The organism is Streptomyces sp. NBC_00690 (assembly GCF_036226685.1).
Classification (GTDB): domain Bacteria; phylum Actinomycetota; class Actinomycetes; order Streptomycetales; family Streptomycetaceae; genus Streptomyces.
In genome coordinates, this window is record NZ_CP109009.1 from 4,016,529 (window position 1) to 4,040,006 (window position 23,478).

The 23,478-nt window shown below is 69.1% G+C and carries 27 protein-coding genes; 6 read left to right on the plus strand and 21 right to left on the minus strand.

Annotated features, from left to right (window positions below; translation table 11 throughout):
- Window positions 1-837 carry a TetR/AcrR family transcriptional regulator gene (locus OID54_RS17615; protein WP_329020725.1) on the minus strand — a complete coding sequence of 279 codons (837 nt, stop codon included), beginning with the start codon at window positions 835-837 and terminating at the stop codon, window positions 1-3.
- A 105-nt stretch (window positions 838-942) separates the two neighbouring features.
- On the opposite strand from OID54_RS17615, the gene OID54_RS17620 reads away from it, so the two are divergent.
- The 3 genes from OID54_RS17620 to OID54_RS17630 are packed head-to-tail and all read left to right on the plus strand — an operon-like array spanning window position 943 to window position 2,802.
- A complete protein-coding gene (locus tag OID54_RS17620) occupies window positions 943-1,899 on the plus strand; it encodes an ATP-binding cassette domain-containing protein (protein WP_329020727.1) in 957 nt (318 codons plus the stop codon).
- Window positions 1,892-2,656: an ABC transporter permease gene (locus OID54_RS17625; protein WP_329020729.1), complete on the plus strand. Its 765-nt coding sequence runs from the start codon at window positions 1,892-1,894 to the stop codon at window positions 2,654-2,656. Before OID54_RS17620 ends, OID54_RS17625 begins: the two co-directional genes overlap by 8 nt.
- Window positions 2,653-2,802 carry a hypothetical protein gene (locus tag OID54_RS17630; protein WP_329020731.1) on the plus strand — a complete coding sequence of 50 codons (150 nt, stop codon included), beginning with the start codon at window positions 2,653-2,655 and terminating at the stop codon, window positions 2,800-2,802. The genes OID54_RS17625 and OID54_RS17630 overlap by 4 nt, the downstream gene beginning before the upstream one ends.
- Before the next feature lie 133 nt (window positions 2,803-2,935).
- Here the strand turns inward: OID54_RS17630 and OID54_RS17635 are convergent, their stop codons facing one another.
- From OID54_RS17635 to OID54_RS17645, 3 genes are all read right to left on the minus strand, one after another.
- Window positions 2,936-4,030: a phosphotransferase gene (locus tag OID54_RS17635; protein WP_329020733.1), complete on the minus strand. Its 1,095-nt coding sequence runs from the start codon at window positions 4,028-4,030 to the stop codon at window positions 2,936-2,938.
- A gap of 359 nt (window positions 4,031-4,389) precedes the next feature.
- Window positions 4,390-5,145, minus strand: a complete 756-nt coding sequence (locus tag OID54_RS17640; protein WP_329020735.1) for an HAD family hydrolase — start codon at window positions 5,143-5,145, stop codon at window positions 4,390-4,392.
- Between the two features lie 132 nt (window positions 5,146-5,277).
- On the minus strand, window positions 5,278-6,165 hold the full coding sequence (locus OID54_RS17645; RefSeq protein WP_329020738.1) for a GntR family transcriptional regulator: 888 nt from the start codon (window positions 6,163-6,165) through the stop codon (window positions 5,278-5,280).
- Between the two features lie 273 nt (window positions 6,166-6,438).
- Between OID54_RS17645 and OID54_RS17650 the strand changes: the two genes are divergently transcribed.
- Entirely contained in the window at window positions 6,439-6,606 is a 168-nt protein-coding gene (locus OID54_RS17650; RefSeq protein WP_329020740.1) for a hypothetical protein, read from the plus strand.
- Window positions 6,607-6,762: 156 nt separating this feature from the next.
- Here the strand turns inward: OID54_RS17650 and OID54_RS17655 are convergent, their stop codons facing one another.
- From OID54_RS17655 to OID54_RS17665, 3 genes are read right to left on the minus strand one after another with little or no spacing between them, the layout of a single operon-like run.
- Window positions 6,763-8,007 (minus strand): GNAT family N-acetyltransferase, encoded by a 1,245-nt coding sequence (locus OID54_RS17655; RefSeq protein WP_329020742.1) that lies wholly within the window; start codon window positions 8,005-8,007, stop codon window positions 6,763-6,765.
- A 25-nt stretch (window positions 8,008-8,032) separates the two neighbouring features.
- On the minus strand, window positions 8,033-8,989 hold the full coding sequence (locus OID54_RS17660; protein WP_329020744.1) for an asparaginase: 957 nt from the start codon (window positions 8,987-8,989) through the stop codon (window positions 8,033-8,035).
- A 42-nt stretch (window positions 8,990-9,031) separates the two neighbouring features.
- Entirely contained in the window at window positions 9,032-9,727 is a 696-nt protein-coding gene (locus OID54_RS17665) for an RsiG family protein (RefSeq protein ID WP_329020746.1), read from the minus strand.
- Window positions 9,728-10,466: 739 nt separating this feature from the next.
- Here OID54_RS17665 and dtd point away from each other — a divergent pair.
- A complete protein-coding gene (gene dtd / locus OID54_RS17670; protein ID WP_329020748.1) occupies window positions 10,467-10,904 on the plus strand; it encodes a D-aminoacyl-tRNA deacylase in 438 nt (145 codons plus the stop codon).
- Window positions 10,905-11,070: 166 nt separating this feature from the next.
- Here dtd and ygfZ read toward each other — a convergent pair whose 3' ends face one another.
- The 6 genes from ygfZ to OID54_RS17700 form a co-directional block, all read right to left on the minus strand.
- On the minus strand, window positions 11,071-12,039 hold the full coding sequence (ygfZ, locus tag OID54_RS17675) for a CAF17-like 4Fe-4S cluster assembly/insertion protein YgfZ (RefSeq protein WP_329020750.1): 969 nt from the start codon (window positions 12,037-12,039) through the stop codon (window positions 11,071-11,073).
- 10 nt (window positions 12,040-12,049) lie between these two features.
- A complete protein-coding gene (locus OID54_RS17680) occupies window positions 12,050-12,499 on the minus strand; it encodes a Fur family transcriptional regulator (protein ID WP_329020752.1) in 450 nt (149 codons plus the stop codon).
- A gap of 101 nt (window positions 12,500-12,600) precedes the next feature.
- On the minus strand, window positions 12,601-13,173 hold the full coding sequence (locus OID54_RS17685) for an FABP family protein (RefSeq protein ID WP_329020755.1): 573 nt from the start codon (window positions 13,171-13,173) through the stop codon (window positions 12,601-12,603).
- Window positions 13,174-13,591: 418 nt separating this feature from the next.
- Entirely contained in the window at window positions 13,592-14,470 is an 879-nt protein-coding gene (locus OID54_RS17690; protein ID WP_329020757.1) for a hypothetical protein, read from the minus strand.
- Window positions 14,467-15,447 (minus strand): hypothetical protein, encoded by a 981-nt coding sequence (locus OID54_RS17695; protein ID WP_329020758.1) that lies wholly within the window; start codon window positions 15,445-15,447, stop codon window positions 14,467-14,469. Before OID54_RS17695 ends, OID54_RS17690 begins: the two co-directional genes overlap by 4 nt.
- Window positions 15,444-16,721, minus strand: coding sequence for a hypothetical protein (locus tag OID54_RS17700; RefSeq protein WP_329020760.1), 1,278 nt, complete (start codon window positions 16,719-16,721; stop codon window positions 15,444-15,446). Before OID54_RS17700 ends, OID54_RS17695 begins: the two co-directional genes overlap by 4 nt.
- 104 nt (window positions 16,722-16,825) lie before the next feature.
- Here OID54_RS17700 and OID54_RS17705 point away from each other — a divergent pair, with 104 nt between their 5' ends.
- Window positions 16,826-17,188: a DsrE family protein gene (locus OID54_RS17705; RefSeq protein WP_329020762.1), complete on the plus strand. Its 363-nt coding sequence runs from the start codon at window positions 16,826-16,828 to the stop codon at window positions 17,186-17,188.
- A gap of 31 nt (window positions 17,189-17,219) precedes the next feature.
- On the opposite strand, the gene OID54_RS17710 is transcribed toward OID54_RS17705, so the two are convergent.
- From OID54_RS17710 to OID54_RS17740, 8 genes are all read right to left on the minus strand, one after another.
- Window positions 17,220-17,513 (minus strand): DUF3099 domain-containing protein, encoded by a 294-nt coding sequence (locus OID54_RS17710; protein WP_329020764.1) that lies wholly within the window; start codon window positions 17,511-17,513, stop codon window positions 17,220-17,222.
- 271 nt (window positions 17,514-17,784) lie between these two features.
- Complete coding sequence (locus OID54_RS17715) at window positions 17,785-18,072, minus strand: DUF1416 domain-containing protein (RefSeq protein WP_127832476.1); 288 nt, start codon at window positions 18,070-18,072, stop codon at window positions 17,785-17,787.
- 46 nt (window positions 18,073-18,118) lie between these two features.
- Complete coding sequence (locus tag OID54_RS17720; RefSeq protein ID WP_329020767.1) at window positions 18,119-18,964, minus strand: sulfurtransferase; 846 nt, start codon at window positions 18,962-18,964, stop codon at window positions 18,119-18,121.
- Between the two features lie 146 nt (window positions 18,965-19,110).
- Window positions 19,111-19,191 (minus strand): putative leader peptide, encoded by an 81-nt coding sequence (locus OID54_RS39215; RefSeq protein WP_350962106.1) that lies wholly within the window; start codon window positions 19,189-19,191, stop codon window positions 19,111-19,113.
- Window positions 19,192-19,674: 483 nt separating this feature from the next.
- Window positions 19,675-20,154, minus strand: a complete 480-nt coding sequence (locus OID54_RS17725) for a hypothetical protein (protein ID WP_329020769.1) — start codon at window positions 20,152-20,154, stop codon at window positions 19,675-19,677.
- Window positions 20,155-20,812: 658 nt separating this feature from the next.
- Entirely contained in the window at window positions 20,813-21,562 is a 750-nt protein-coding gene (locus OID54_RS17730) for an LmeA family phospholipid-binding protein (RefSeq protein ID WP_329020771.1), read from the minus strand.
- 133 nt (window positions 21,563-21,695) lie between these two features.
- Window positions 21,696-23,138: a hypothetical protein gene (locus OID54_RS17735; protein WP_329020773.1), complete on the minus strand. Its 1,443-nt coding sequence runs from the start codon at window positions 23,136-23,138 to the stop codon at window positions 21,696-21,698.
- 10 nt (window positions 23,139-23,148) lie between these two features.
- Entirely contained in the window at window positions 23,149-23,403 is a 255-nt protein-coding gene (locus tag OID54_RS17740) for a MoaD/ThiS family protein (RefSeq protein ID WP_329020775.1), read from the minus strand.
- Between the last annotated feature and the right edge of the window lie 75 nt (window positions 23,404-23,478).

Genomic DNA, 23,478 nt, shown 5'->3' on the forward strand with positions numbered 1-23,478 from the left:
TCACAGCCCGTGGGGCGTTCGGACAGCCGGACGCTCCACGAGCTCCCGGGCCGCCGCCTCCGCAACCACCGCGTGCTCCTCCTCCTTGCGCGCGACCAGGACGGCCACACCGTCCAGGACCGTGTCCAAGCCGAAGGCAAAGTCCTCGTCGGGGTCGCTCGCCCCGGTGAACACCCCCGTGTCCAGGAGTCGGGCCAGAGCCGGATACCGCGCCGGGTCGGCCAGTTGCCTAAGGACGCGCTCATGGCGGCGCATGGCGTCCTCCGGGCTCGCACCGCTGGAGGCCACGGCCTCCTCGATCTCCGTCATCATCTGGACCTCGTTGCGGACGAAGCCGGTGATCACCACGATCATCGCGAGCTTCTCCCCCTCGTCCAACGCGGTCGCCTCCAAGGCGGTGAGGCCGCGCTCCCACCAGGCGAAGGAGTGGGGGGTGACGGGCGGACCTGAGACGGGGATGCGCAGGGACCAGCGGTTGCGCTGGAGCGCCTGTCGGTACGCCTCGGCCCATGCGGTCAGTGCCTCGCGCCAGCCGGCGTCCGCGGGCGGGGGCGGTCCGGGAGGACCGACCGCGGCGTCCAACATCAGGACGTAGAGCTCGTCCTTGGCCGCCACGTACCGGTAGAGGGACATCGTCGCCACGCCCAACTCCTTGGCGACCCGCCCCATCGAGACCGCGGCCAACCCCTCCCGTACGGCGAGCGCGACGGCCGCGTCGACGATCCGCTCCAGGGTGAGGCCGGGCCTCGGGCCCTTCGTAGGACGCTCACGCAGACCCCAGGCCGCCGCGAGGCTCGCGGGCAGGCCCGTATCGCTGTCGTCCCCGCTGTGCGTCATCGATGTCGCCTCACGTCGTCGGTCCGGCCCCTCTTGACTCCCATCCTAGTAATGCGTAAGCCTTACGCAATAAAGCGTAACCCATACGCAGTAATAGGAGGCGTGATGACTATCCAGCACACTCCCCCCGTCGAGACCGTCGGCCTCACCAAGAAGTACGGGGAGTCGACCGTCCTCGACGGGCTCGACCTACGCGTCGAACGCGGTGCCGTGTTCGCGCTGCTCGGGCCCAACGGAGCGGGCAAGACCACCACCGTCCGACTCCTGGCCACACTCACCCGCCCCTCAGCCGGCACCGCCCGCGTCGCCGGGCACGACGTGCTCGCCGAACGTTCGCGAGTACGCCGTGCCATCAGCCTGACCGGCCAGTTCGTCGCACTCGACGACAAGCAGTCCGGCGCGGAGAACCTACGCATGATGGGCAGGCTCCGGGGACTGTCGCGTCCGGCAGCCCGCCAACGCACCGCCGAACTGCTGGAGCGCTTCGACCTCACCGCCGCCGCGCACCGCCGCATCGAAACGTACTCCGGGGGGATGCGCCGCCGGCTCGACCTCGCAGCGGGGCTGCTGGGCGACCCCGAGATCGTCTTCCTCGACGAGCCGACCACCGGTCTCGACCCGCGCAGCAGAAAGGAGTTGTGGCAACTTGTACGGGAGTTGCGCCGCGGCGGCACCACCGTCTTCCTGACGACGCAATATCTGGAAGAGGCCGATCGGCTCGCGGACCGCATCGCCCTCGTCGACGGTGGACGACTGGTCGCCGAAGGCACGGCGGACGAGTTGAAATCGCAGGTCGCCGGCCATCGACTCGATGTGATCGCGGCCGACCCTCCGGCGTATCTGCGCATCGTGGAGCGCACGGAAAAGCAATCGCGCCGACTGCACCACATCCCGGAGACTCTCACCATCGGCCTACCCACGGATGGATCGGCAGCCGGCGTCCGCGCGTTGTTGGACGAAGCGGACCCGGACCGCCGCGACATTCTGCGCTTCTCGGTCCACCAAGCGACGCTCGACGACGTCTTCCTCGCACTGACCGGAAAGGAGCACCAGCATGTCTGACGTACTGGGGGGCATGGGCCGCGCCACGACCATGGCCGGCCGCAGCATCCGCATCAGCGGGCGCAACACCGATGCCTTCATCACTTCACTAGTGCTCCCGGTGATGTTGATGCTCGTCTTCGTCTACCTGTTCGGCGGGGCGATCGACACGGGCACCGCCTATGTGACCTACGTCGTTCCCGGCATCCTGATCCTCTGTGCGTCGTTCGGCGGAGCCACCACCGCGGTCGGGGTCAGCGAGGACATGAAGGGCGGGATCATCGACCGGTTCCGCTCGCTGGACGTCGGCGGCACGGCGATCCTGGCCGGCCATGTCGCAGCCAGCACCGTGCGCAACCTCGCCTCCACGGTGCTAGTGCTCGCAGTTGCCCTGCTGATCGGCTTCGAACCGACACCGACGATCGCCGGTGCACTGGCGGCGACCGGACTGCTGGTCGCCTTCCTGGTGGCGATCTCCTGGCTCTCGGCGGCCTTCGGACTGCTGGCCCGCACCCCCGAGACCGCCGGAGGCTTCACCTTCCTGATGACTTTCCTGCCCTACCCCAGCAGTGCCTTCGTCCGCATCGACTCCATGCCGACCTGGCTGCACGACTTCGCCCGGCACCAGCCGGTGACCTCGCTGATCGAGTCACTGCGCGGTCTGCTGCTCAACGAACCCGTGGGAACCGCGCCCTGGACGGCACTCGCCTGGTGCGCGGGCATCCTGACCGTCGCCGTCGCCCTGTCGGGCGCACTCTTTGGAATGAGGACACGATGAACACCGCACGTGCGCCGCTGCGCACACCCCCCACCACGGCAGTCGTCCCGGCGATCGCCTTCTCCTCGGGAGGAAGTTCGTCGGGCGGCCCCGGTGAATGGGACCCGGGCCTCCGGGCCGCGTGCATCGCCGGCCCTGCCCCCTGAGTCATCGGTGGGTCCTCCGCCGGCGCCGTGCCGGTGTGCAGGACCCACCGACCCCAATTTCCTGGACGAGTACGGCCGGGAGTCCTCGGCCATCGGCGTCGGACCGGCCACGGCGGGACGCCCTGGTGTCCGATCAGCCGGCCTGCGCCCGCCACCACTCCGTGTACACCGTCATCACCTGGGGAAGGTTCGGTACGCCCCGCAGCTCCAGCGGCCGTTGTGCCGCGACCAGCGCCCGTCGGACCTTCCAGGCCGCTGCGGGCAGCCCGCGCCAGTGCGGATCGGTGCCGTCGCTCAACATCCTGGCCGTACGCATGACGTCGGTGAAGACCGACTGGGTGCGCTTGAACGTCAGGAGGTGCGGCAGATCGCGTTCCCAGCCGCGAGAACTCCCCGGCAGCACGCCCTCCACCGCCTGTGCCCACATGGCACCGATGCGTTGGGCATCACGTCGTGCGTAGCGCATCAGATGGAGATGGGTGGCCAGTTCATAGAGCGGGTCGCCGATCATGGCGAGTTCCCAGTCGATGGTCCAGAGGTCACCCGTGGTGTCGACGATGAAGTTCCGTCGGTGCAGATCGCCGTGGACGAGCGCGAAGGGGCGTTCGGTGAAGGGGCGCCGCGGGGCCTTGAGGGCTTCCAGGGCGCTGCCGCGCACACCCAACCGCTCGAAGATCTCGCCGTAGACGTCGAGCCCGTCGCGGTACACCCGGTTCTCGGTGAAGGAGATCAGCCGGTGCAGGAAGCCGAGCGAGTCCTCGCTGTCGACGCCGGGCCCATCGGGCTCACAGCTGCGCGGTACACCGTCCAGCTCACTGGTCTTCACCGCCACCAACTCGCGGAAGAGTTGCAGAAGTTGGTGCTCGTGCCGGGCGGTCAACGGACGGCCTGGCAGCGCTCCGGCGTTCGGCGGCGCCCCTTCGATGAATCCCTGGAGGAAGATGTTCTCGGCCACCTCCACGGTGTCCGGAATGCGAGAGACCCGGCCCTTCAGCGCGGTGAGCAGCCGGTCCTCGGATGCGAAGCACCGTCGGTCGTACCAGAACACTCCGGGGCGGGGCGCTCGTAGCTTTCCCCGCTGGAAGCGTCTGCCCAGGGGATTGCCTTCGGGCAGCGAGAACGCGTAGGTCTCGTGGTGGTAGCCCTTGAGCGGTCCGAAGACCTCGCCATCGCCGTTGCTCAGCTCGACGGCCTGTCGATGAGCTGCTGAAGCCGTCTCGTCTGTCATCGCTGGTGCCTTTGGTGCTCTTGCCTGCGGGTGGGGTGTCCGTGCCGGTGGTCCCGTCGGGCTCGCGCCCTGCCGTCGCCGTGGTTCACCACCCGTACGACTGCCGCCTTCCCCGTCTTCCATCTCTTCCATGTTGTCCATGGATCTCTGACACTCGGTGGCCCTGGTGCTCCTGATACTCCTGATGTTCTGGAGGAAGGAGTGACCGGAAAGCGATGTAAGGAAGCTACTCCTCCGGTCCCCATCCGGTGGCGGTTTCCCTGGATGCGCTCCGCGGCAGACCGCACTTTCGGGAGGAATCCCTTCGGGCCCCACCGTCTCACGCAAAGGGGACGCCCGACGACCACCGCATGGGCAACTCAGATCAGTTTGGACCCACTTGGCCGATCCCCCCGGGGGCGCTCCCGGTCCGCGCCGTCGAGCACCGGCAGCAGTTCGACCATCGAGGAGACCACGTGCACCGCTCCCGACTCCAGAAGCAGGGAACGCTTGGCGCCGTCCCGCGCGTACCCGAGGAAGGGCACGCCCAGCCGGGCCGCGGCCTCGCCGTCGGCGACGGAGTCGCCGATCATCAGCGACTCGTCGGGAGTCGAGCCCGTGGTGTCGAGCGCCCTGCGCAAGCAGTGCGGATCGGGCTTCATCAGCTTGGGCTCCTCCGGCGCCCGGCCGTGGACGTGCCCGGCGAAGAAGTCCGACAGCCCGACGCGGGCGAGGTACTGGTGCGCCGCGTCCGGGGAGTTGTTGGTCGTGACGGCCAACCGGTAGCCGGCCCGGTGCAGTCCGCGGATCAACGCCCCCGCGCCCGGGGTGGGTTCCGCCTTCCGTGCAGCCCGTACCTCCTCCCCCGTGAGCCGGCGCTCCAACTCCTGCACGACGGGGTCCCCCGGATGGGAGTCGGCCACCGCTCTGAGCAACGCCAGCGGATCGTCTTCGGCCCCGGGTTCCACCGACACCCCGCCCGGGATGCGCCGCTCGGTCCACTCCCTGAGCCCGGCGGCTACGGAGGCGGCCGGATGACGGCCGAAGAGACGGCAGACCGGGCCGTCGAAGTCGAAGAGCACACATCCGGCAGCGGAGAAGAGGGCGGCTATCGCAGCCGGGGGCGAGTCGGTCACATCGCTCCGTCCGTGGGACCAGGCGGGTGGCACCGTTCGGCCGGCGCCGTCGCCTCCATACTGCCCGCCGGGGTCGTGGGCGGGCGAAGCGCCTGATGCGGCGGGCACCGCCCCGGGGGTGCGGCAACGTCGTCAACCGAGGGTGATCTCCTTGGCCAGCGTGCCCCACAGACCGTCGAACCACGCCTGCGACTGGGCCACGAACACCTCGTCGCGCGGCTGCCCCACACCCTCGAAGGGAAAGAGCACCGACTCGCTCCCCAGGGCGTCGTAGATCTCCGTGGACGTTCCGTCGATCTGCTCCTTGCGCTTGGTGACGGTGTAGAAGGCGAACAGGGCCGTCTCCCCGTTCAGCAGGTAGAGCTTCACCGGCGGGGTGAAGGGCAGTGCCCGCAAGGTCACCTCCACATCGAGGTCCCTGGTGGTGCGCAGGGCGCGCAGGCTGGAGCGGAGCACCTGGCCGTGGCTGTTGCGCAGCGCGAGCCAGCGCTCGTGCACCAGGCGCACCTTGCCGATGTCTCCGGCTGGCCGGGGGAAGGCGAGTTCCAGGTCCCGGGAGGGCACCATCAGCCGGACCCGTACGGTCGCGGGGCTGAGTTGGCCCGTCCGCATCAGCCGCAGCGGTTCGGCGAGGGCGAGGTTGAGCGACTCCGCGGTCAGGGATACGGCATCGATGCGGACGTGGGGTTCCTGGAAGGCCGCCATAAGCCGGGGGCCGAGCCCGGCATCGGTCTGTTCGGGGCGTTGGGCCGACACGTCCGAGGCGTTGGGGCGGGTGATGCGTGCGGGGGCGCCCTTGACCGCCGCACTCAGCAGGCCGGCCCTTCGCAGGAGGTCCAGAGCCTGCCGAATCGCCCGGCGCTCCACACCGAACTCGTCGGCCAGTTGTTCCTGGGTCGGCATGCGCTGCCCGTGCTGGAGGAGGCCCGAGCGGATGCGCCCGGTCAGGATCTCGGCCATCTCGGCCGGCGAGGGCTTGTGACGGCCATCTGCCATGTGCTGCGCGTGCTCGGAGTTCACAGCAGAACGCTACAACTCCCGACCATCTAAGGGGAGAGAGCTGCAAGTTGTTTATCGATCGCGACCAAGTGGGGACAACTTTATTGAAGTTGGCCGACAGTTGGCCAAGTTGATGCGCTCTTCGGCGCATCCCGGCTTCCCGTCCGATGGCGTACGGGGTGCTGTGCGGCTCGTACCGCATCACCAACCACACCCCCCACGGCACCGCTGGCTCCGCGCACCCGCGCTGGCCGGCCAGGCGCACACGGCCAGACGACCATGAGGAGGGACGCCATGCCCGTGATCACCCTTTTGATCGAGCAGTACGTACAAGTGCGGTTCGGCTTCATGGCCGCCCTGGGGCTCGCCCTGCTCACGGTCGGCGTGAAGTCCGAGAACGCCACCTGCGCAGGTATCGGCGGACTGCTGCTGATGGCCCCGCTGATCTCCTCAGGCGGCTGATCCACCCCGAGCGGGCGGCGGGACCCGACCGCCGCCCCATCCACCCGGGGCGCCCGTGTGAACGACGGGCACATCTCACCGGAGTGCCCCCGCTCAGCAATACGCCCTGCTCACTCAAACGCCCTGCTCACCGAAGCGCCCTGCTCACTGGAGTACCTAGAACACGTCCGGGCACCAGGGCCGCTTCGGTGTGCGGAACACCCGCTCGGCCACCCGCGCCGCGCCTTCCCGGTGCTCCTCCAACGTCCCCAACTCGACCAGCCGCAGCGCCGATTCATCGCCGAGGTACAGCGCACCCAACTCCCGTACGTCGAGAGTCAGATCCGCGGAGTCCGTCGTCCTCGTACAGTGCGCGCCCTGTTCGGACACCTCCAACCGGTAGCGCCCCGACGCCAGACCGAGCCCGTCGTGGATCTCCAGCACCAGAGTCGCCGATACGTCGTAGGTGCGCGCCTCTAGGGCCCGTACGACATCGAGGACCCGCAGCCACAGGAAGTCCGCGTGGGTGTGGACCTTGGCCGCCCGGGGGTCGGGCAGCAGTCGGGGCAACAGGTCGTCCGGAGCGCGATGTCCGGAGCGCAGTGTGGTGACCCAGTCGATAGAGCAGACGTAGTTCCACAGCGCCCGCTCGGCGGCGGGATTCAGGGCGATCATCTCGCTGACCTGGGCCGTGTTCTGCGGCTGCTTGGCGCGGCCCCAGTGGTCGTCGCACTGGTAGGCGAGCAGCCCGTCTACCTGGCCTTCGGCCGTGCGGTGGACGGCGTAGAACTGTTCCTTCAACGGCTGGCTCGGGACCTTCAGCGCACCGGTGCTCACCTGCCACCAGCGCTCGGTGCGGCTCACCGTGCCCGGCCGGTCGGCCGCGAGGCGCTCATGCAGTTGCGGACCGAGCACCCGGACGTCCGCCGGGTCCACCAGGTCGATGCGGCCACCATCCGTGGGCCCCGCCCATCGGCGGTCCAGGCCCGTGCGCGGCAGATCGATCTCCCATTCGGTCATCCAGGTCGCCGGGCCGAACCCGTAGCGCCCGTAGATCGGGTACTCGGCCGAGATCAAGGAGGCCACCGCATCACCGCGCTCCTTGGCCACCGCGAGGTCCGCGGTCATCAGCCTGCTGAGCAGCCCGCGACGGCGGTGGGTCGGGGATACCGTGACATTGGTGATCGCGTTCGACGGCACGGTGGCGCCGCCGACCACGGTGAGCCGCTGGGCGAAGGTGCGGTACGTCGCCACACAGCGCCCGTCGTCGAAGGCACCGAGCGTCCGGGCGAGGTCCACTCCGGTACGGCGGGCCGCGATCTCTTCGGCGGAGGGCGTCGGGGGTTGCAGGAACCCGGTGGCCACAGCCCTGAGCCAGTCGGGGAACTCGGATTCCATGACAGCACGGGATTCGATGGTCATGCCATCCAAGCTAGGCAGAGTGCGCTCAGAATGTCGCGCGGATTTCGCCGACCTCACGACCGCCGCCGAGGAGTGGTGCCCGCCCGATCCTGGTCAGCACCGGAGCGTGCACGCCCATCCGCTCCACCGCCCGTGCCAACACCGGCCCGAGCGCCCTGCCCCCACCGTCGTCGATCTTGAAGGCGAGGGCGCGGCCGTCGGCGAGCGCGATCGCCTGCACCGCCTCGGCGCCCATCTTCGCGAGCGTCCCCGGCACCTCCCGCATCAGCCAGGTGTCGGCGCGCCGCGTGCCGGCCACGTACTCGGGGTGCGCGCGCATCGCGTCCGCCACCCGCCGCCCCACCGTGCCGAGGTCGGCCCGGACCAGCGAGGAGAAGGCCCGGGCCAGCCCCACCAGACTGATCGCCATCAGCGGCGCACCGCACCCGTCCGTACCGACGGCCGCGACCCGCTCGCCCGCGGCCTCCTCCACCACCTCACGCACCAGGAGTTGCAGCGGGTGCGCGGGGTCGAGATAGCCCGCACGGTCCCAGCCGTTGTGCGCACAGGCCGCCAGCATCGCCGCATGCTTCCCGGAGCAGTTCATGGTGATCCGGTCGCGTATCCCGCCCGCGGCGAGGTACGCCTCGGCTTCGACCGGGTCGAGCGGCAGATCGGGGGGCGTACGGAGTTCGTCGACGGAGATGGAGTGCTCGGCGAGCATCGTGCGGACCAGGTCGAGGTGGAATCCCTCACCGGAGTGGCTCGCGGCGGCCAGCGCCAACCGCTCCCCGGACAGATCGAGCCCCGCACGCAGCACCGCCGCGGCCTGGAACGGCTTGCTGCTGGACCGGGGGAAGACCGGCGCGAAGGGGTCCCCGAGCGCGAACTCGACCTCGCCGTCCGCCGTGAGGGCCACCAGGGAGCCGCGGTGGTGCCCCTCGATGAATCCGGAGCGTACGACCTCGGCCAGCACGGGGGGTACGGCAGGAGTGGTGCTCATCGTCGTTCCTCCACAACGGCGACCCACCCCCGAAGGATCGCTTCAGGTCAGCAGGTCATCAACTTGGGCTTCGCCCTCACGGTACCTGCGGGCGATCTCCGCGCTGCATTCGTCCGCCGTGCGTTGCAGCGCCTGGCGCCGATGGGAAACCTGCTGCTCATAGCGGCTGAGCCGGCCGAGTCCTGCCCGGAGCTCATCGCCCGTGCGGGCATCGAGGTCGGACAGTTCCACATCGGCGAGCATGTCGGCCGCCAGCCGTCGGTACTCCTCGGTGTGGGGCGTCGACAGCGTCACATGACGGGCGGAGGTGCGGTGCCGCGAGGGCGTGTCGGTGAGGATCTCGGAGAGCCGGTCGACGACCGCGGCTTCGGGGTCGATGGGGGTGTCGGGAGCGCTGCGCCGGGCCAGTTCCGCCCGGAGGATGTCGATCCGCCCTTGCAGCAGGCGTCGTACGTAGCTCAGATCGGCCTCGTCGCGCTGGGAGTCGCGGCGCAGGGTGCGCAGTTCGGGCAGCCGCAACGCCGGCAGTTCGTGCCGCACCGCATCGGGCAGGACTTCGGTGCGGGAGAGCGGATCGGTGTCGGGCCGGGCGCCGTCCGTGGGGGCCTGGTCGGTTCGCACGGTGGCGTCCACGGCGCGTTGTTGGGGTGGGAGGGCCGGTCGGGCCGTCGCCATCGCCAGGGGAGAGGTGGGGTTCGATGCAGGACCGGCAGGCTGTCCCGTGCCAGATGTATTCATCGGATACCTCCGTGGGTGCTCCGCCCGACGGGGCGGAAGGGGGAAGGACTCCTGCGGAGCTCGGTGGGAGCGACGCGTGCGGAGCGGGGCAGGAGCGGCGACTCGTACGCGAGGACCGGGAGCCCGTGGTGGCGGGCCCGGCGCGGCGGGGCGCAATCGGGTACCGGAGCCCTGTCGGCGCCGTTGAGTTCGGTGGCGGTGGCGGCGGCGCATGGCGTGGGATGCGGGGGCGGTGGCAGGGCGCGGCCGTGGGGTACGGCCGCCATCCGGTGGTCCCCGTCGACTGGCCACCCGCACCGGGGCGTCTGCGCGCTGCCCGAGCCCCGAAGGCCCGAGCCGCGTCGGGGGACCTGTTGGCCGCCGTACGGGCGGTGACGGGCGGTGGAGCTGGTGTAAGACCTCAACGGAGCACTCCGGGCGGGCGGCCGGCAACGAAGCAGAAACGGCACGGCACGAGCCGTGTGATCCCCTCCCCTCAGGGAGGAGTGCGTCAGTCACGCATTCCGTCTCCTCGACCTCGACCGGTGCATGGGGTCTCCCCGGGCCCCGAGGGCCGAAGGTGAGGCCGCACCCGGCCGCAGGGGCCGGATGTGGGGCCTCCCACGACCGGACGGGCCCGGGACGGCTCTCCCCGGGCGCGGGATCGAGGGGAAGCACCGCCTCTGAGTGCATCGTGCCATTCCGCTACCGTCCGACGCAGGTGCTCTGCACCCGTTCAGCCCCAGATAGGTTGGTCTGTATGCGTGCGGTGGTGCAGAGGGTGGACGGCGCGAGCGTCGTCGTGACGGACGGGTCCGGGACCGAGACGGTCGGCGAGATCATCGGCGAGGGGCTGTGTGTGCTGGTGGGGGTCACCCATGAGGACACCCCGGAGAAGGCGGCCCAACTGGCCCGCAAGCTCTGGTCGCTGCGGATTCTTACGGATGAGAAGTCCTGCTCGGACGTAAATGCGCCCTTGCTGGTGATTTCCCAGTTCACTCTCTACGGGGACGCCCGCAAGGGCCGCCGCCCGACCTGGAACGCCGCCGCGCCCGGCCCGGTCGCTGAGCCCCTCGTGGACGAGGTGGTGGCCCAGCTCAGAAGCCTGGGCGCACGTGTGGAGACGGGCCGCTTCGGGGCGGACATGCGGGTCACGCTCACCAACCAGGGACCGTTCACAGTGCTGGTAGAGATGTAGCCGACCGGCTGCCGTACGGGCACCCCGTAAGTACCGGATGTCCCGGACGTACCAAACGCCGTCCGGGCGCCCCCGTACCCGACGCTTGTGCGGGCACCTCGTCCGTACCGGGCGCTGTACGGGCCCGGAGCCCCCGGCCCCGTCCCCGTACAGCACACAGGCGCCCCTACGGCTCCACCACGGTCTCTTGGGCCGCGGCGGTGTCGCCCGCCAGCAGTTCGGCGTCCACGGGCACGTTCCGCTTCACCAGCGCGAGGGCGATCGGACCGAGCTCGTGGTGGCGTACGGACGTGGTGATGAAGCCGAGTTTGCGACCGTCCTCGCCGCCGTCCGAAGCCAGCCGCACCGGGGTGCCCGGGGTCGGCAGATGGACCTCGCTGCCGTCGAGGTGCAGGAAGACCAGCCGCCGCGGCGGCTTACCCAGGTTCTCGACGCGCGCCACGGTCTCCTGACCGCGGTAGCACCCCTTCTGGAGATGGACCGCGCTACCGATCAGACCCACCTCGTGCGGGATGGTGCGGTGGTCCGTCTCGAAGCCGACCCGGGGACGGTGGGCCTCCACGCGCAGCGCCTCATGGGCCAGCACTCCCGCCAGCGGGCCGTGGGCGGCGGCATAGGACTCCAGTTCGGCCCGGGGCAGGAACACATCCCGTCCGTACGGGGTCTCCCGCACGGCCACGTTCTCGGGGACTTCCGCGATGGACCCGGCGGGCAGCTGGATCAACGCGATGTCCTCGGTGCGGTCAGCGACCTCGACCCGGTAGAAGAACTTCATCGATTCCAGATAGGCGATCAGCGCCTCCTGGCTACCCGGCTCCACATGGGCCCAGAGGGTGTCACCGGTGTCGACCAGGGAGAGCCCGTGTTCGATGTGGCCGTTGGAGGAGAGGATCAGGGCCTCGGTGGCCTGACCGGGACGCAAGTCGGTCAGATGCTGGGTCACCAGCAGATGCAGCCAGGTCAACCGGTCTTCCCCGGTGACGGTGAGGACTCCCCGGTGGGACAGGTCGACCAGTCCCTTGCCGTCCACGAGGGTGCGTTGTTCGCGGAAGATGTCGCCGTAGTGCGCGGCGACGCCTTCGTCGACTCCTTCTGCGGGGACGGCACCGGGAAGGGACAGCAGTGGGCTCTTCATGGGAGCAAGCCTACGACTCGGTCGTGGCGGGCCGGGTGGGCGTCTTGGCCGCACAGCTCTGACAGCGGCCGAAGATCGCGAAGTGCTTCATGTCCGTGTCGAACCCGAAGGTCTCCCGGAGCTTCGCGGTGAACTCCGCGGCGACCTCGATGTCCGCCTCGATCACACCGGTGCAGTCACGGCAGACCAGATGCATGTGGTGGTGGCGATCGGCGAGGTGATAGGTGGGAGCGCCGTGCCCCAGGTGCGCATGGGAGACGAGCCCCAGCTCTTCGAGCAGCTCCAGCGTCCGGTAGACGGTGGAGATGTTCACGCCCGACGCGGTCCTGCGCACCTCGCAGAGGATGTCGTCGGGCGTCGCGTGTTCCAGCGTGTCGACGGCTTCGAGGACAAGCTGGCGCTGCGGGGTCAGCCGGTAGCCACGCCGCCGTAGGTCGCTCTTCCAATCGGTGCTCACCACGCCCCCAGTGTAGGCAGGGGCGCGGGGTGTGCTCGGGCTCCGAGCCCGGCGGTCCCCGTGGAGACCGCCGGAGCGGGTCCTACCGGAAGTGCCGGAGCGGCCTACCGGAAGAAGGCGATGCCGTCGTCCGGGAGGTCGCCGAGGTCCTTGGCCCAGTTCTCGACCTGGTCCGGAGTGACGACCTTCTTCAGGTGCGCGGACATGTACGGGCGCAGGGGCACGTCCGGGGTGGTCTTCTCGCCCACCCACATCAGATCGCCCTTGACGTAGCCGTAGAGCCGCTTGCCACCGCTGTAGGGGCCGGATGCGGCAGTGCGGGCGACCGCGTCGGTGACCAGGTCGATCTGCGGCTTCTGGTCGGCGAGCTCGCCGTACCAGACCTCGACGATGCCCTGGTCACGGACCATGACCGCTTCGATCTTGCGGTCCTTGTCGATGCGCCAGTAGCCGTGCTCGCTCTCCAGCGGCTTGACCTTGTTGCCCTCGGCGTCGAGGACCCAGGAGCGCGAGGTGTACTCGACGAAGTCCCGACCGTCATGGCTGAAGGTGACCGACTGGCCGAAGTTGCACTTCTCGGCGCCGGGGAAGTCGGAGACTCCAGCGCCCTCCCAGGTACCGAGGAGAAAGGCGAGGGGGACGAGGTCCGGGTTCAGGTCGGACGGAATCTCGATCATGAGGGCTCTGGCGATCTGTAGGGGAAGGTGCGGTACGGGAGCACGAAGCGGTCGGGGCCTTGCTGACGGATCGAGCCATAGGGCTTAGATCCAGCCAGGAGGCAAGATCCACCGACTGGACGCTAGCGCTGCCCCTGGTAGAGCTTCTTCACGGTCAGCCACGCGAAGGCACCGACGCCGACGCAGACCAGGACCAGCAGGGCTTCGAAGAATGCCTCAAGCACAGTGTGCTCCTCGCGGTGACTCGACATGAGCTGTGGTGAGCGGTGGGCCGACGGGAATCGGACCGGGCCCCAGCCTAATGGGTTGGGGCCCGGTCAGATGTGTGAGGTCGCCCGACGTGACGCGGGCCCCATCGCGGCCGGGCGCCGGCCGGGTGCCGGCCGGGTGCCGGCCGGGTGCCGGCCGCCGCTCCGGATCAGCTCAGCAGCTGCATCTGGAGCGCCACCGTCTGGTGGAAGGGGACCGCCGCGGCGTTGCCCTCCTTGGCGTGGACGACGAGCCCGATGGTGTCGCCCGCCAGGACGTACGCCTGGCGGACATGGACGCCTGCGGCCGGCTTCATCTCCACGAAGACGTCCACCAGCTCCGAGAGCGGGCTGTTCTGCCCGGGGTCCTTCCAGCTGAGGTCCGGCTCCGACAGGGTCTCCTCGGCGAGCCGCACCGACGGGTAGTCGGTGCCGCCGAAGTGGTCCATCTTGAATGCCGCCGCCGTGTCGCCCGAGTCGAACCTCAGCAGATAGGTCCGTGCCGAGGTGCCGTCGGGCATGGTCCAGCCGCGACCCGCGATGTGCCGCAGGCCGTAGTCGACGAGTGCGGTCTTCAGCTCGGCCTGGTGGACGGACTCCAACTCGTCCGCGAACCGGTCGGGAGTGACCCATCCACCGGGCAGCTTCTGGTCCGGGCGGGCGCCCTTCGGTGCCGGGAGCAGAAGCTTTCGCAGATCGGCATGGTGGATCTCGCCCGCATTGGTGTGGGTGAAGGGGCGCGGGCTGCCCTGGGGGAGGGCGGGAAGGGTGAGCTTCGGGTACTCCCATCGGCCGTCGCTCTCGGTGGCGAGACCGGGGACGTCGGTGCGCTCCATGGCGGTGATGCCGTACGCCGTTCCCGTCGCGAGTCCGGCACACAGCAGCAGGGCGACGCTCCACCGGCCCGCGGTGCGCAGGACCCGACGGCTCCGGGGCGCGGCGGGCGTCGTCCCCGGTGCCACGGGCTGGGTCTGTGGTTCCACGGGGGCGGTCGGCGCGGATGCGGGTTCAGCGGCCTGGGGTGCAGGGTGGGTGGTCGACTCGGTCATACGTACTCCCCCGGGGACGCGATGTGATCCAACTGCTGCTTGACCAGCGCGGTCGCCGCAGACTTCTTGAAGGGCACGGTCCCGCTGATCCGGAAATTCACCAGGACCTCGCCCGTGTACGCCGCGCAGAGCATGCCGTCGAGCCCGGTCGCCTTGCCGTCCTCGTCCACCACGCTGTCCTTGGGCGCCAGTTGGCAGAAGGACTGCGGATGCCCTTCTATCTTGGGGCCCTTGCGCGCCTTCGTCAGCTCGCCGTACTGCATCCGCTGCTGATACATGGCGCGGAGTTGCCGCTTGTTCTTCGCCCGGACGATCTCGATCCCGACCACGAGGTCGTTGTCGTCGGAGGCATAGGAACGCGCGGCGAGCCCCTCAAGGCCCAGCGAGTCGACGAGACGGTCGAACACCCGGCGTTCCTTGCTGGTCAGTTCGCGGCGCGCGGCCCCTTTCAGCACGGTCGCGGCGCGAGCACCGCTGATCTCATCGTCGTTGCCGTACTCCTCGACGTCCGGGCCGAGTCGATAGCCCTCGGGGACCGGTAGCAGCAGTTTGCTGAGCGGGGTGGAGGTACGACCGCGGTGGGCGTCGGCGGCGGGGTCGTCCCCTGCGGGAGTCAAGCTGCCCCAGGTCACCGTGGGTACGGTGCGGTCGGCGTCCTGCGCGGCGACGGTGGCATAGGTGGCGCCACCGCCGATCACCGCGAGGACGAGCGCGACGGGCAGCACCGTGCGCACCAGCACGGAACGCAGCGACCGGGCGGGCCTGCCCGGGGCAGCGGCTTCGTCTGTGTCTGTGGCTATGTCTGTGGCTGCGACGGGGCTGCTGCTGGAGGTGAGTTCCACGTCGGAGACAAGTCCGCCGGCCCCTGCCGACGCGGCCGGGCCATCACTCGTCGTACCCGTCGTGCCCGTCGTGGGGACTGAAGACGCAGCGGGCGCCGAAGACGTCGGCTGCACGGGGGAGTTCGGGGTGCTCACAAGCGCTCCAGCTGTTGCTCGGCCAGCGTGCGAATCTCGTTCTTGCCGATGGGCTTGCTGTCGAGAATGTTGATGTCGGCCACGGTGGAACCACGCTGTACGAGTGCCCTGGCCTGGTAGAGCGGCTCATAGCCGGCCTCTTTGAAGGGCTTGTAGACGTAGTAGCGCCCGTTGCCGCTGCCATGGATCACGTCGCCGTCGTTGCCGGCGCCGAACTCGTCGTCCCACGGCATGTAAGCGTGCTGTTCTTCGGCGAAGTCCTGGGCCTGACGGGTCTGGCCGAACTGGACGAGCCGTACGTGGATGTCCTTGTCGCCCTGGTACCAGGACGCTGCCGCTGCCCGACGGAAGTCGGCTTCCAGGATGCTCTCGTAGATGTAGTCCGGCTGGTCGAAGTCCAGGGCGAAGTTCTCCAGGTTCGTCCAGCCGTCTTGGATCCACCAGGCTTGGTCGTTGACCCGAGCACCGGCCGGCTTGGGGATCAGCAGCCGGCGCAGATCGCCGTCGACCTTCACCTTGCTGTCCTCGGCCGCAGAGAGCGCGGCCGGCTGCTGGCTCGCGGGGAGCGGTTTGTCCGGGTGGGACAGGCCCGACTGGCTGAGCGGGGGCAGTGGGGAGGGGTCCCGGTCGGCCTGGATGCCGTAGCCGACGGTGGCTCCCACGGCTATGCCGATCACGGCGGCGACGGCGAGCAGCTTGACGAGTCCGCCGCGACGCCCGGCCGGCACCGCGGGGGAACCGGCTGCGCCGATGGAATCCGGTACGGGTACGGGTACGGGGTCCGCGGCCGGTTCGGTCTCGGGCAGCACCGTGAGTGCGGCTTCGCGGTCGGCCCGTGCCGGTGCCGGTGCCGTCGCGCCCGGAGCGGGCTGCGATGGGATGTCGAGGAGGGCGACCGTCACCGTCACCGTCTCGGCATCGGCATCGGCATCGGCATCGGCAACCGGCGCCTCGGGTACGGGAGTTCCGCTCTTCGCCGCTGTGTCGGCTGCTGTATCGGCCGCAGCCTCCTCGTCCGGTTCAGCTGCCGTTCCGGTTGCCGCGTCCGTTCCCTGCGTCGGCAGAGGGGCGTCCGGCGCTCCCGGCGGGGAAGTCGACACCGTCCCGGTGATCGGCTCCCGATGCTCCCCGTCGTCGGTGTCCGTCGTTGCACCCATGCCCGTACTCGTCTCCGTAAGCTCCTCCTCCCGCTGCGAGGCGAAGCGTTCCTGCTGTGATGTGACCGGCTGCTTCAACAGTCCGACCAGTGATTCCTGCGAATCCTGCGTGCTCAAGGGGGTCCCTCCACGAGACCTGACGTACGCGTTCCGTTCCGTATGCACCCAAGTGACACCCGGGCGAGGAATGAGGTTGTGGTGCCGCGCATTACAGTTCGGACATGGCGAAGAAGCTCGTGATCAAGGTGACCTCCGGCGCGGACGCGCCCGAACGCTGCTCGCAGGCATTCACCGTGGCGGCAGTCGCCGTGGCCAGCGGTGTGGAGGTGTCGCTCTGGCTGACCGGGGAGTCGGCGTGGTTCGCACTGCCGGGACGGGCCGCGGAGTTCGAGTTGCCCCATGCGGCGCCGCTGCCGGAGCTGATCGCCTCCATCCAGGCGGCCGGAACCATCACGTTGTGCACCCAGTGCGCGACTCGCCGGAACATCACGGAGAAGGACGTGCTGGACGGTGTGCGGATCGCCGGGGCCCAGGTGTTCGTCAGCGAGATCATGCCGGAGGGCGTTCAGGCGCTCGTCTACTGACACTCCTCGGCGCTGGGCGCCGAAACGTGCGTCAGGGGCTCTTGTCCCGGTCCGAGTCCGAGGGCGGTTCAGGGCGGCGTTTACCGTCCAGTTCGTCCCACCACTCGTCTGATTTGGGGTCCCCGCTCGGGTCATCCCACCAGCGGTCCTCGGGGCCGCGCCGGTTGGCGACCATCGCCGCGATCGGCGGAATGACCATCGCGACCACGCACATGGCGACCGCGGCGGGGACCGACCACAGCCGCACGAAGGCCCAGGCGGATACGAAGAGAACGAGGCATCCGCCCATCAGGACGAAATAGGCACGCCGACGCCGTGCGTACATGACTCCAGCGTACGGCCGCAGTGCGGCGCCCGGGCAGTCTCCGCCCTGGCCAGTGGGTGTTTTCTGGCCGCCACAGAGCAAGGCCCGGGCTGATGGGTGCGCAAGGGCACCCATCGCACGTCGAGCGGGCCCCGCCACCATGCACGCATGCACGCATGAACGACCGAAGGGCCGCACCCCGTTTCCCAGTGGCGTCCAACCCCCGGGGGTGCGGCCCTTCGGCCAGTCAATCAACGCGGTTGTCGACCGCGATCCGTTCGCATGCGATCCGTCAGACGGCGATCGCGACCTCGGCCAGCCCGCCCGTCTGGGCGACGACCGTACGGTCCGCGGTGCCGCCGGGCACCAGCGCACGCAGCGTCCAAGTGCCCTCGGCCGCATAGAAGCGGAACTGTCCGGTCGCCGAGGTCGGGACCTCGGCGGTGAACTCGCCCGTCGAGTCCAGCAGTCGGACGTAGCCGGTGACGGGCTCGCCGTCGCGGGTCACCTGGCCCTGGATCGTGGTCTCACCAGGCTTGATCGTCGAGGCGTCGGGGCCGCCCGCCTTCGCTCCACACATACAGCTCTCCAAAGATCCGGAATTCGAGAAGTCGAAAGGTCGGGAATTACTTGGCCGCGCCGAGCTCGATCGGCACGCCGACGAGGGAGCCGTACTCGGTCCACGAGCCGTCGTAGTTCTTGACGTTCTCGACACCGAGCAGCTCGTGCAGCACGAACCAGGTCAGGGCGGAACGCTCACCGATGCGGCAGTACGCGATGGTGTCCTTGGCCAGGTCGACCTGCTCGGCCTCGTAGAGGGCCTTCAGCTCGTCGTCCGACTTGAAGGTGCCGTCGTCGTTGGCGTTCTTGGACCACGGGATGTTGCGCGCCGAGGGAACGTGGCCGGGACGCTGCGACTGCTCCTGGGGCAGGTGCGCCGGGGCGAGCAGCTTGCCGCTGAACTCGTCGGGCGACCGCACGTCGACCAGGTTCTGCACACCGATCGCGGAGACGACGTCGTCACGGAAGGCGCGGATCGCGCTGTTCTGCGGCTTGGCCTTGTACTCGGTGACCGGGCGGGACGGCACCTGGGCGCCGTCGACGAGGTCGCGGGAGTCGAGCTCCCACTTCTTGCGGCCACCGTCGAGGAGCTTGACGCTGTCGTGGCCGTAGAGCTTGAAGTACCAGTAGGCGTAGGACGCGAACCAGTTGTTGTTGCCGCCGTAGAGGATGACGGTGGTGTCGTTCCCGATGCCCTTGGCCGACAGGAGCTTCTCGAAGCCCTCCTGGTCGATGAAGTCCCGACGCACCGGGTCCTGGAGGTCCTGGGTCCAGTCGATCCGGATCGCGTTCTTGATGTGGTTCTTCTCGTAGGCCGAGGTGTCCTCGTCGACCTCGACAATGGCGACCTGCGGGTCGTCGATGTGGGCCTCGACCCAGTCGGCATCTACCAGGACGTCGCTGCGGCTCATGCTTTTTCTCCTCCGGGGCAGTGTGCGGCGGGCTTTGCAATGAAGGGCGATGTGGGTACGCAACAAACGCGGGGAGGCGGGCGTACCGCACGGGGCGGCCCTGATCAGAGGTCGAGGGGCCAGGGATGCCGGAGCGGAGCTCCAGCTCAGACGGCGCGACAGAGCATGGCGGCGACGCGGCACAGGTCTACTGCCCGCCGCTTCGTGAGGTCCGCCTGTCGCTTCATGGGTCCGATCGTAGGGACGATCCGGGCGGGATGTCACCGGTGTGTCAAATAATGAGACACGATCATCCATCATTCGAGACGCTTATCGGGTCGAATCCACCTTCGGGCACCCCGCGACGGGTTGTGTCTGCCCACCTTCTACACAGCGGACACACCCGTCTCACGATGCGGAAGATTCGCCTCAGGGGTCGGACGTCAGGGAGCAGCACCCGGACGCGCAGGCCGGACAGCACGAAGGCCGGGCCCCGGGCCGACGCGGAAGTCCGCGCCGACCGGTGACCCGGCCTCTGAGACGAGCGGTACGGGATGTGCATGAGGGGATGAACAACAAGGGGATGAACAACAAGGGGTGCACGGGTGGTCGTAGGTTCCAGAGGTCGGACACCACGAACGGTCCCGGGGCCACCGCACATCACGGCGGTAGAAGCCTTGACGGACGGACATCCGACCTTCCGCCCACCCCTCTCGCGGCCCCGTGAACGGCTACAGGGACGGGCTGCCCCCGAGGTTCCATTCGAAGCCGCTCACGCCGTCGTTGGCGATGTCATAGAAGAATGTTCCGTCAGTCGTCACCGGACTGGAGAGCGCCTTCCACGACGAGATACAGGTGAATCCGTAGCCGAAGGGGTCCTTATTGACCTCGGCAGTGAAGTCGCATATGTGCTCCTGAACGATACCGTCGAACTTCTCCAGGCGAATAATGAGGTCCAGGTTGTTGAACTTGTTGCTTCCGCCGTAGTCCCAGCCGAAGTCAGCCTTGGCCCGGTAGTTTCCCGCCGAATTGCGCTCGACGCACAGCTTCACATCGAGTCTGGTGTTGGTGCCGCTGGTGGGAACAGCCTTGTCCTGCCACACACTGCAACTCACCGCGGTCACCGTCGCGGCAGCCGGAGGCGCGGAGACCATGAGGGGCACGACAGCGAGGGCCGATACGGCGGCAGCACTGAGCAGACGCGATTTCACAGGTTCCTCCTCATAGGAATTCAGAGGGACTAATCCGACTGGACCCGACGTGGGGAATTCTGCGTGCCGCAGCCCATGGGAGCACTTTCCACTGCGCACGCTTCTTTCCCGGCTTGCCGGCGGGACCCGCCTCCCCCTTGTGGTCAGGTCAGCCCGGTGGGCCGACCATCGAAGGCGAGACTCTACTCAGGGAGAAGCAATCGGGTAAGCGGCGGATAAAATCACGGAGGTGATTTCCATATCCGGAGAACTCAATCACGAAGAACATCGGCAATCACGGTGCGATGTTTATTCCGTAGGAGTACCGATCGCATGCCCGGAGAAGGGAGTGCGGCCGGTTAATCCATCGGCCGAATTCCACCCGGCCATCACCGGGCGATGGCCGCCGACACCCGGCTCGACACCGCACGGCTCGAAGTGGCCCGTGGCCCCATACCGGGCCCTCGTATCGGCACCGCGCAAGGTCGTCCGCACAGATCAGCGCGCCGGATGCCGCTCATCGTCGGTGTCTGCACACCACGACGGGCGCCGGTGGACGACCGGGTACAGCAGGGTGGGCGACCCGCACCAACCACACGGGGAGGGTTCAAGGATGGCCGGTTCTCAACCCGGTCGCACCGGGTGCCGCATCCGGCCTCGCGTGGTGCGACAGCAGCGCTCAGCCGACCAGGGAGACGTTCGTGCCCGTCCCCGTGAACTTCAGCCCGTCCTCGGTGACTTCCGCCCGGTCGAGCTTGAGCCCCGCGGGCATCCCCTCGATCTTCAGGTCGTAGTCCAGGGCACGCCGGATCTCGTCGTCGAAGCCCGGCACGGGCAGCTTCGGCAGGGAGTCGGCCTTGAGCTTGACGGTGTTCCCGCCTTCCAACTCGACCGTGCTGTAGACGGTGGCCTCGCGTCCCTTGAGCAGGCTCTCGAAGGTGCGGGGCACCTGGATACCGGCGCCCTCCAGCACTTCGAGCAGCGGACCGACGACCTTGACCTGCCCCTTCGCCGCCCGTTCGGCACCCGCATAACCGACCTTGGCACCGGCGGGGGCGGCCTTGCCGAGATCCGCGTACGAGATCCGGGCGGAGCCCTCGGCACGTGCCGCGACGGCGGACGAGTAGTTGTCCTTGATCTTCACCTCGACGAGCTCGGCCCTGACCTCGGTGACATTGACCGTACGGCCGCTGGCGGTCGCGGTGATCCCCTGGAGGCTGATGCCGACCTCGTCGAGTTCCTTGGCCATGACCTGCGTCAGGAAGGGGAAGCCCTTGATGGATACCTCCGGCGTCGAGCGCAGCCCTTGGGAAGACCTGATCTTCTCCGCGGCTTCCGACTCCGCCATGGAGAGCGCGAGTCGGTCAGCTGCGACGAAGAGCCCGCCGAGGATGACGCCGATGATCAGAAGTATTCGCACTGCACGCATGGCCCGGTGTCCCCCACCCTGGTTCGTCCCTCCGCGTGACGCCCGAGGGACTGGCTGGGTTCCGGACGACGCCCTGTCATGAGCGAACGACGTATGAGCGCTGGCTTTGGTTCCGTTGTTCGAACCGGAAGGTCTAGGCCAGGACCCGCCCGATCAGATAGACCGCCGGAGCAGCCGCGGTCAGGGGCAGCGCCACACCAGCGGTGAAGTGGACGAAGCGGGAAGGATAGTCGTAGCTCGCGACCCGCAGACCGACCAGCGCCAACCCGCCAGCCGCCACACCGAGCAGCGCAGCGCCCGTACCGAGGTCGGTCAGTGGGCCTGCGACCGCACCGGCACCCGCAGCCGCCAGCAGGGCCGCCCCGATGGACGCCACAGCCGGCAGGGGCAGCGCCCGGACGAACACGGCGACCGCGACGGCGATGCCACCGACCACCACCGCATCGTCGGACGCCGCGAAGTACCCGGCGGCCAGGATCGCCAGCGCGGCCGATGCCACGGTCGCCATCAGTCCGGACATCCGCTCGTCCGCACCGGCACGGCTGCGGAGTTGGAGCACGATGGTGAGCAGCACCCAGACGCCGAGTGTGCCGAGGATCGCGGTGAGCGCGTTCTCCCGTCCCGCCCACAGCAGGGCGGCATCCGCGGCGAGCCCGCCCGCAAACGCGAGCGCGATGCCCTGACGCGCGGGCCACATGCCGTTCAACCGGAACCAACCGGCCGCGGTGACCGCCTGGAGCGCGATGAGCGGCAACAGCAGACCGTAGGAGCCGATGGCGGCGCCACCGGCGAGGAGCAGTCCGAGTACGGCGGTCAGCGCCGCGGGCTGAATCCCGGGGGCGATGATCGGCGAACGCCCTTCGGCCCGAGCGCGCTGGGCATCGGTGATCCGGGTGTTTCCGCCGGTGGTGGGGGTGCTGTAGCTGTCCGGGGTCGGTGCCGGCACGGCAGTGGGTCGAGCCTGCGCGGCACGCCGTCCGGAGCCGGCCGCACGCGGGGAGCCCGGACCGGCCGGACGCTGGGCTGCCTCGGGAGGCAGTGGCGCCCCGCCACCTCCGGGTCCGGCGGAACGAGCGTCGCGCACGGGCGGCAGATAAGCGGTCTCGGCGGCTGCCGGAGCAGGACTGTCGTCCCGTACGGGCGGGAGGTACGCGGTCTCAGCCGCCGCAGGTGCCGGGCGCTCGTCCCGTACGGGGGGAAGGTAGGCGGTCTCGGCGGCCTCGGGGGGCATCGCGCCGCTCGGGTCGTGGGGCGGGACCGCAGGCTGGTACGTCGTGTCCCACGTCTCGCCCTGCCAGGTCTGCGCCGAGGCGACCGGGTTCGGCTGTGGATAGGGCTGCTGCCCCTGTGCGTACGGCTGCGCCGGATCCTGGGGGTACTGCACGGCCCCCGCCTGCGGATGGGTGGCGTGGGCCGACTGAGCAGGGGGGTAGGGCTGCTGTTGAGCAGGGCTCTCGCCGTACTGCCCCTGGACCCGTCCCTGCTGCTCCTGCTGCGACTGTGGCGCGTACGGGTCGTACGGTTGCCCCTGCTGTCCGGGCTGCGGAGCGTACGGGTACTGCTGGTCACTGCTCATGCTGTGGGGTTCACCCTCCTGCGAACGGCGGGAGCACCTCGACCGTGCCGCCCTCGGCAAGCCGTACCGTCTCATGGCCACGGGTACCCACGGGCGCGCCGTCCACGAGGAACGAACAGCGTTGGAGCACACGGGTCAACTCGCCGGGGTGCCGCTGTCGCACCACGGCCAGGGCCTCGGCGAGCGTTCCCGCCGCATAGGGCTCCTCCGCGGTGCCGGCCGCCGCCTTCGCCGCGGCCCAGTAGCGGATCGTGCCCGCCGCCATGTGCCACTCCTCTCGTCGCCGTCCATCATCGTCCATCGGCCCGGCGGCTCGGGGATCAGTAGGTGTGCGATCCGG

What these genes read in the sequence shown, in the direction of transcription:
- OID54_RS17615 (WP_329020725.1), bottom strand. Translation starts at nt 837, where the DNA reads ATGACGCACAGCGGGGACGACAGCGATACGGGCCTGCCCGCGAGCCTC.
- OID54_RS17620 (WP_329020727.1), top strand. Translation starts at nt 943, where the DNA reads ATGACTATCCAGCACACTCCCCCCGTCGAGACCGTCGGCCTCACCAAG.
- OID54_RS17625 (WP_329020729.1), top strand. Translation starts at nt 1,892, where the DNA reads ATGTCTGACGTACTGGGGGGCATGGGCCGCGCCACGACCATGGCCGGC.
- OID54_RS17630 (WP_329020731.1), top strand. Translation starts at nt 2,653, where the DNA reads ATGAACACCGCACGTGCGCCGCTGCGCACACCCCCCACCACGGCAGTC.
- OID54_RS17635 (WP_329020733.1), bottom strand. Translation starts at nt 4,030, where the DNA reads ATGACAGACGAGACGGCTTCAGCAGCTCATCGACAGGCCGTCGAGCTG.
- OID54_RS17650 (WP_329020740.1), top strand. Translation starts at nt 6,439, where the DNA reads ATGCCCGTGATCACCCTTTTGATCGAGCAGTACGTACAAGTGCGGTTC.
- OID54_RS17655 (WP_329020742.1), bottom strand. Translation starts at nt 8,007, where the DNA reads ATGACCATCGAATCCCGTGCTGTCATGGAATCCGAGTTCCCCGACTGG.
- OID54_RS17660 (WP_329020744.1), bottom strand. Translation starts at nt 8,989, where the DNA reads ATGAGCACCACTCCTGCCGTACCCCCCGTGCTGGCCGAGGTCGTACGC.
- OID54_RS17665 (WP_329020746.1), bottom strand. Translation starts at nt 9,727, where the DNA reads ATGAATACATCTGGCACGGGACAGCCTGCCGGTCCTGCATCGAACCCC.
- dtd (WP_329020748.1), top strand. Translation starts at nt 10,467, where the DNA reads ATGCGTGCGGTGGTGCAGAGGGTGGACGGCGCGAGCGTCGTCGTGACG.
- ygfZ (WP_329020750.1), bottom strand. Translation starts at nt 12,039, where the DNA reads ATGAAGAGCCCACTGCTGTCCCTTCCCGGTGCCGTCCCCGCAGAAGGA.
- OID54_RS17685 (WP_329020755.1), bottom strand. Translation starts at nt 13,173, where the DNA reads ATGATCGAGATTCCGTCCGACCTGAACCCGGACCTCGTCCCCCTCGCC.
- OID54_RS17690 (WP_329020757.1), bottom strand. Translation starts at nt 14,470, where the DNA reads ATGACCGAGTCGACCACCCACCCTGCACCCCAGGCCGCTGAACCCGCA.
- OID54_RS17705 (WP_329020762.1), top strand. Translation starts at nt 16,826, where the DNA reads ATGGCGAAGAAGCTCGTGATCAAGGTGACCTCCGGCGCGGACGCGCCC.
- OID54_RS17710 (WP_329020764.1), bottom strand. Translation starts at nt 17,513, where the DNA reads ATGTACGCACGGCGTCGGCGTGCCTATTTCGTCCTGATGGGCGGATGC.
- OID54_RS17715 (WP_127832476.1), bottom strand. Translation starts at nt 18,072, where the DNA reads ATGTGTGGAGCGAAGGCGGGCGGCCCCGACGCCTCGACGATCAAGCCT.
- OID54_RS17720 (WP_329020767.1), bottom strand. Translation starts at nt 18,964, where the DNA reads ATGAGCCGCAGCGACGTCCTGGTAGATGCCGACTGGGTCGAGGCCCAC.
- OID54_RS39215 (WP_350962106.1), bottom strand. Translation starts at nt 19,191, where the DNA reads ATGAAGCGACAGGCGGACCTCACGAAGCGGCGGGCAGTAGACCTGTGC.
- OID54_RS17730 (WP_329020771.1), bottom strand. Translation starts at nt 21,562, where the DNA reads ATGCGTGCAGTGCGAATACTTCTGATCATCGGCGTCATCCTCGGCGGG.
- OID54_RS17735 (WP_329020773.1), bottom strand. Translation starts at nt 23,138, where the DNA reads ATGAGCAGTGACCAGCAGTACCCGTACGCTCCGCAGCCCGGACAGCAG.
- OID54_RS17740 (WP_329020775.1), bottom strand. Translation starts at nt 23,403, where the DNA reads ATGGCGGCGGGCACGATCCGCTACTGGGCCGCGGCGAAGGCGGCGGCC.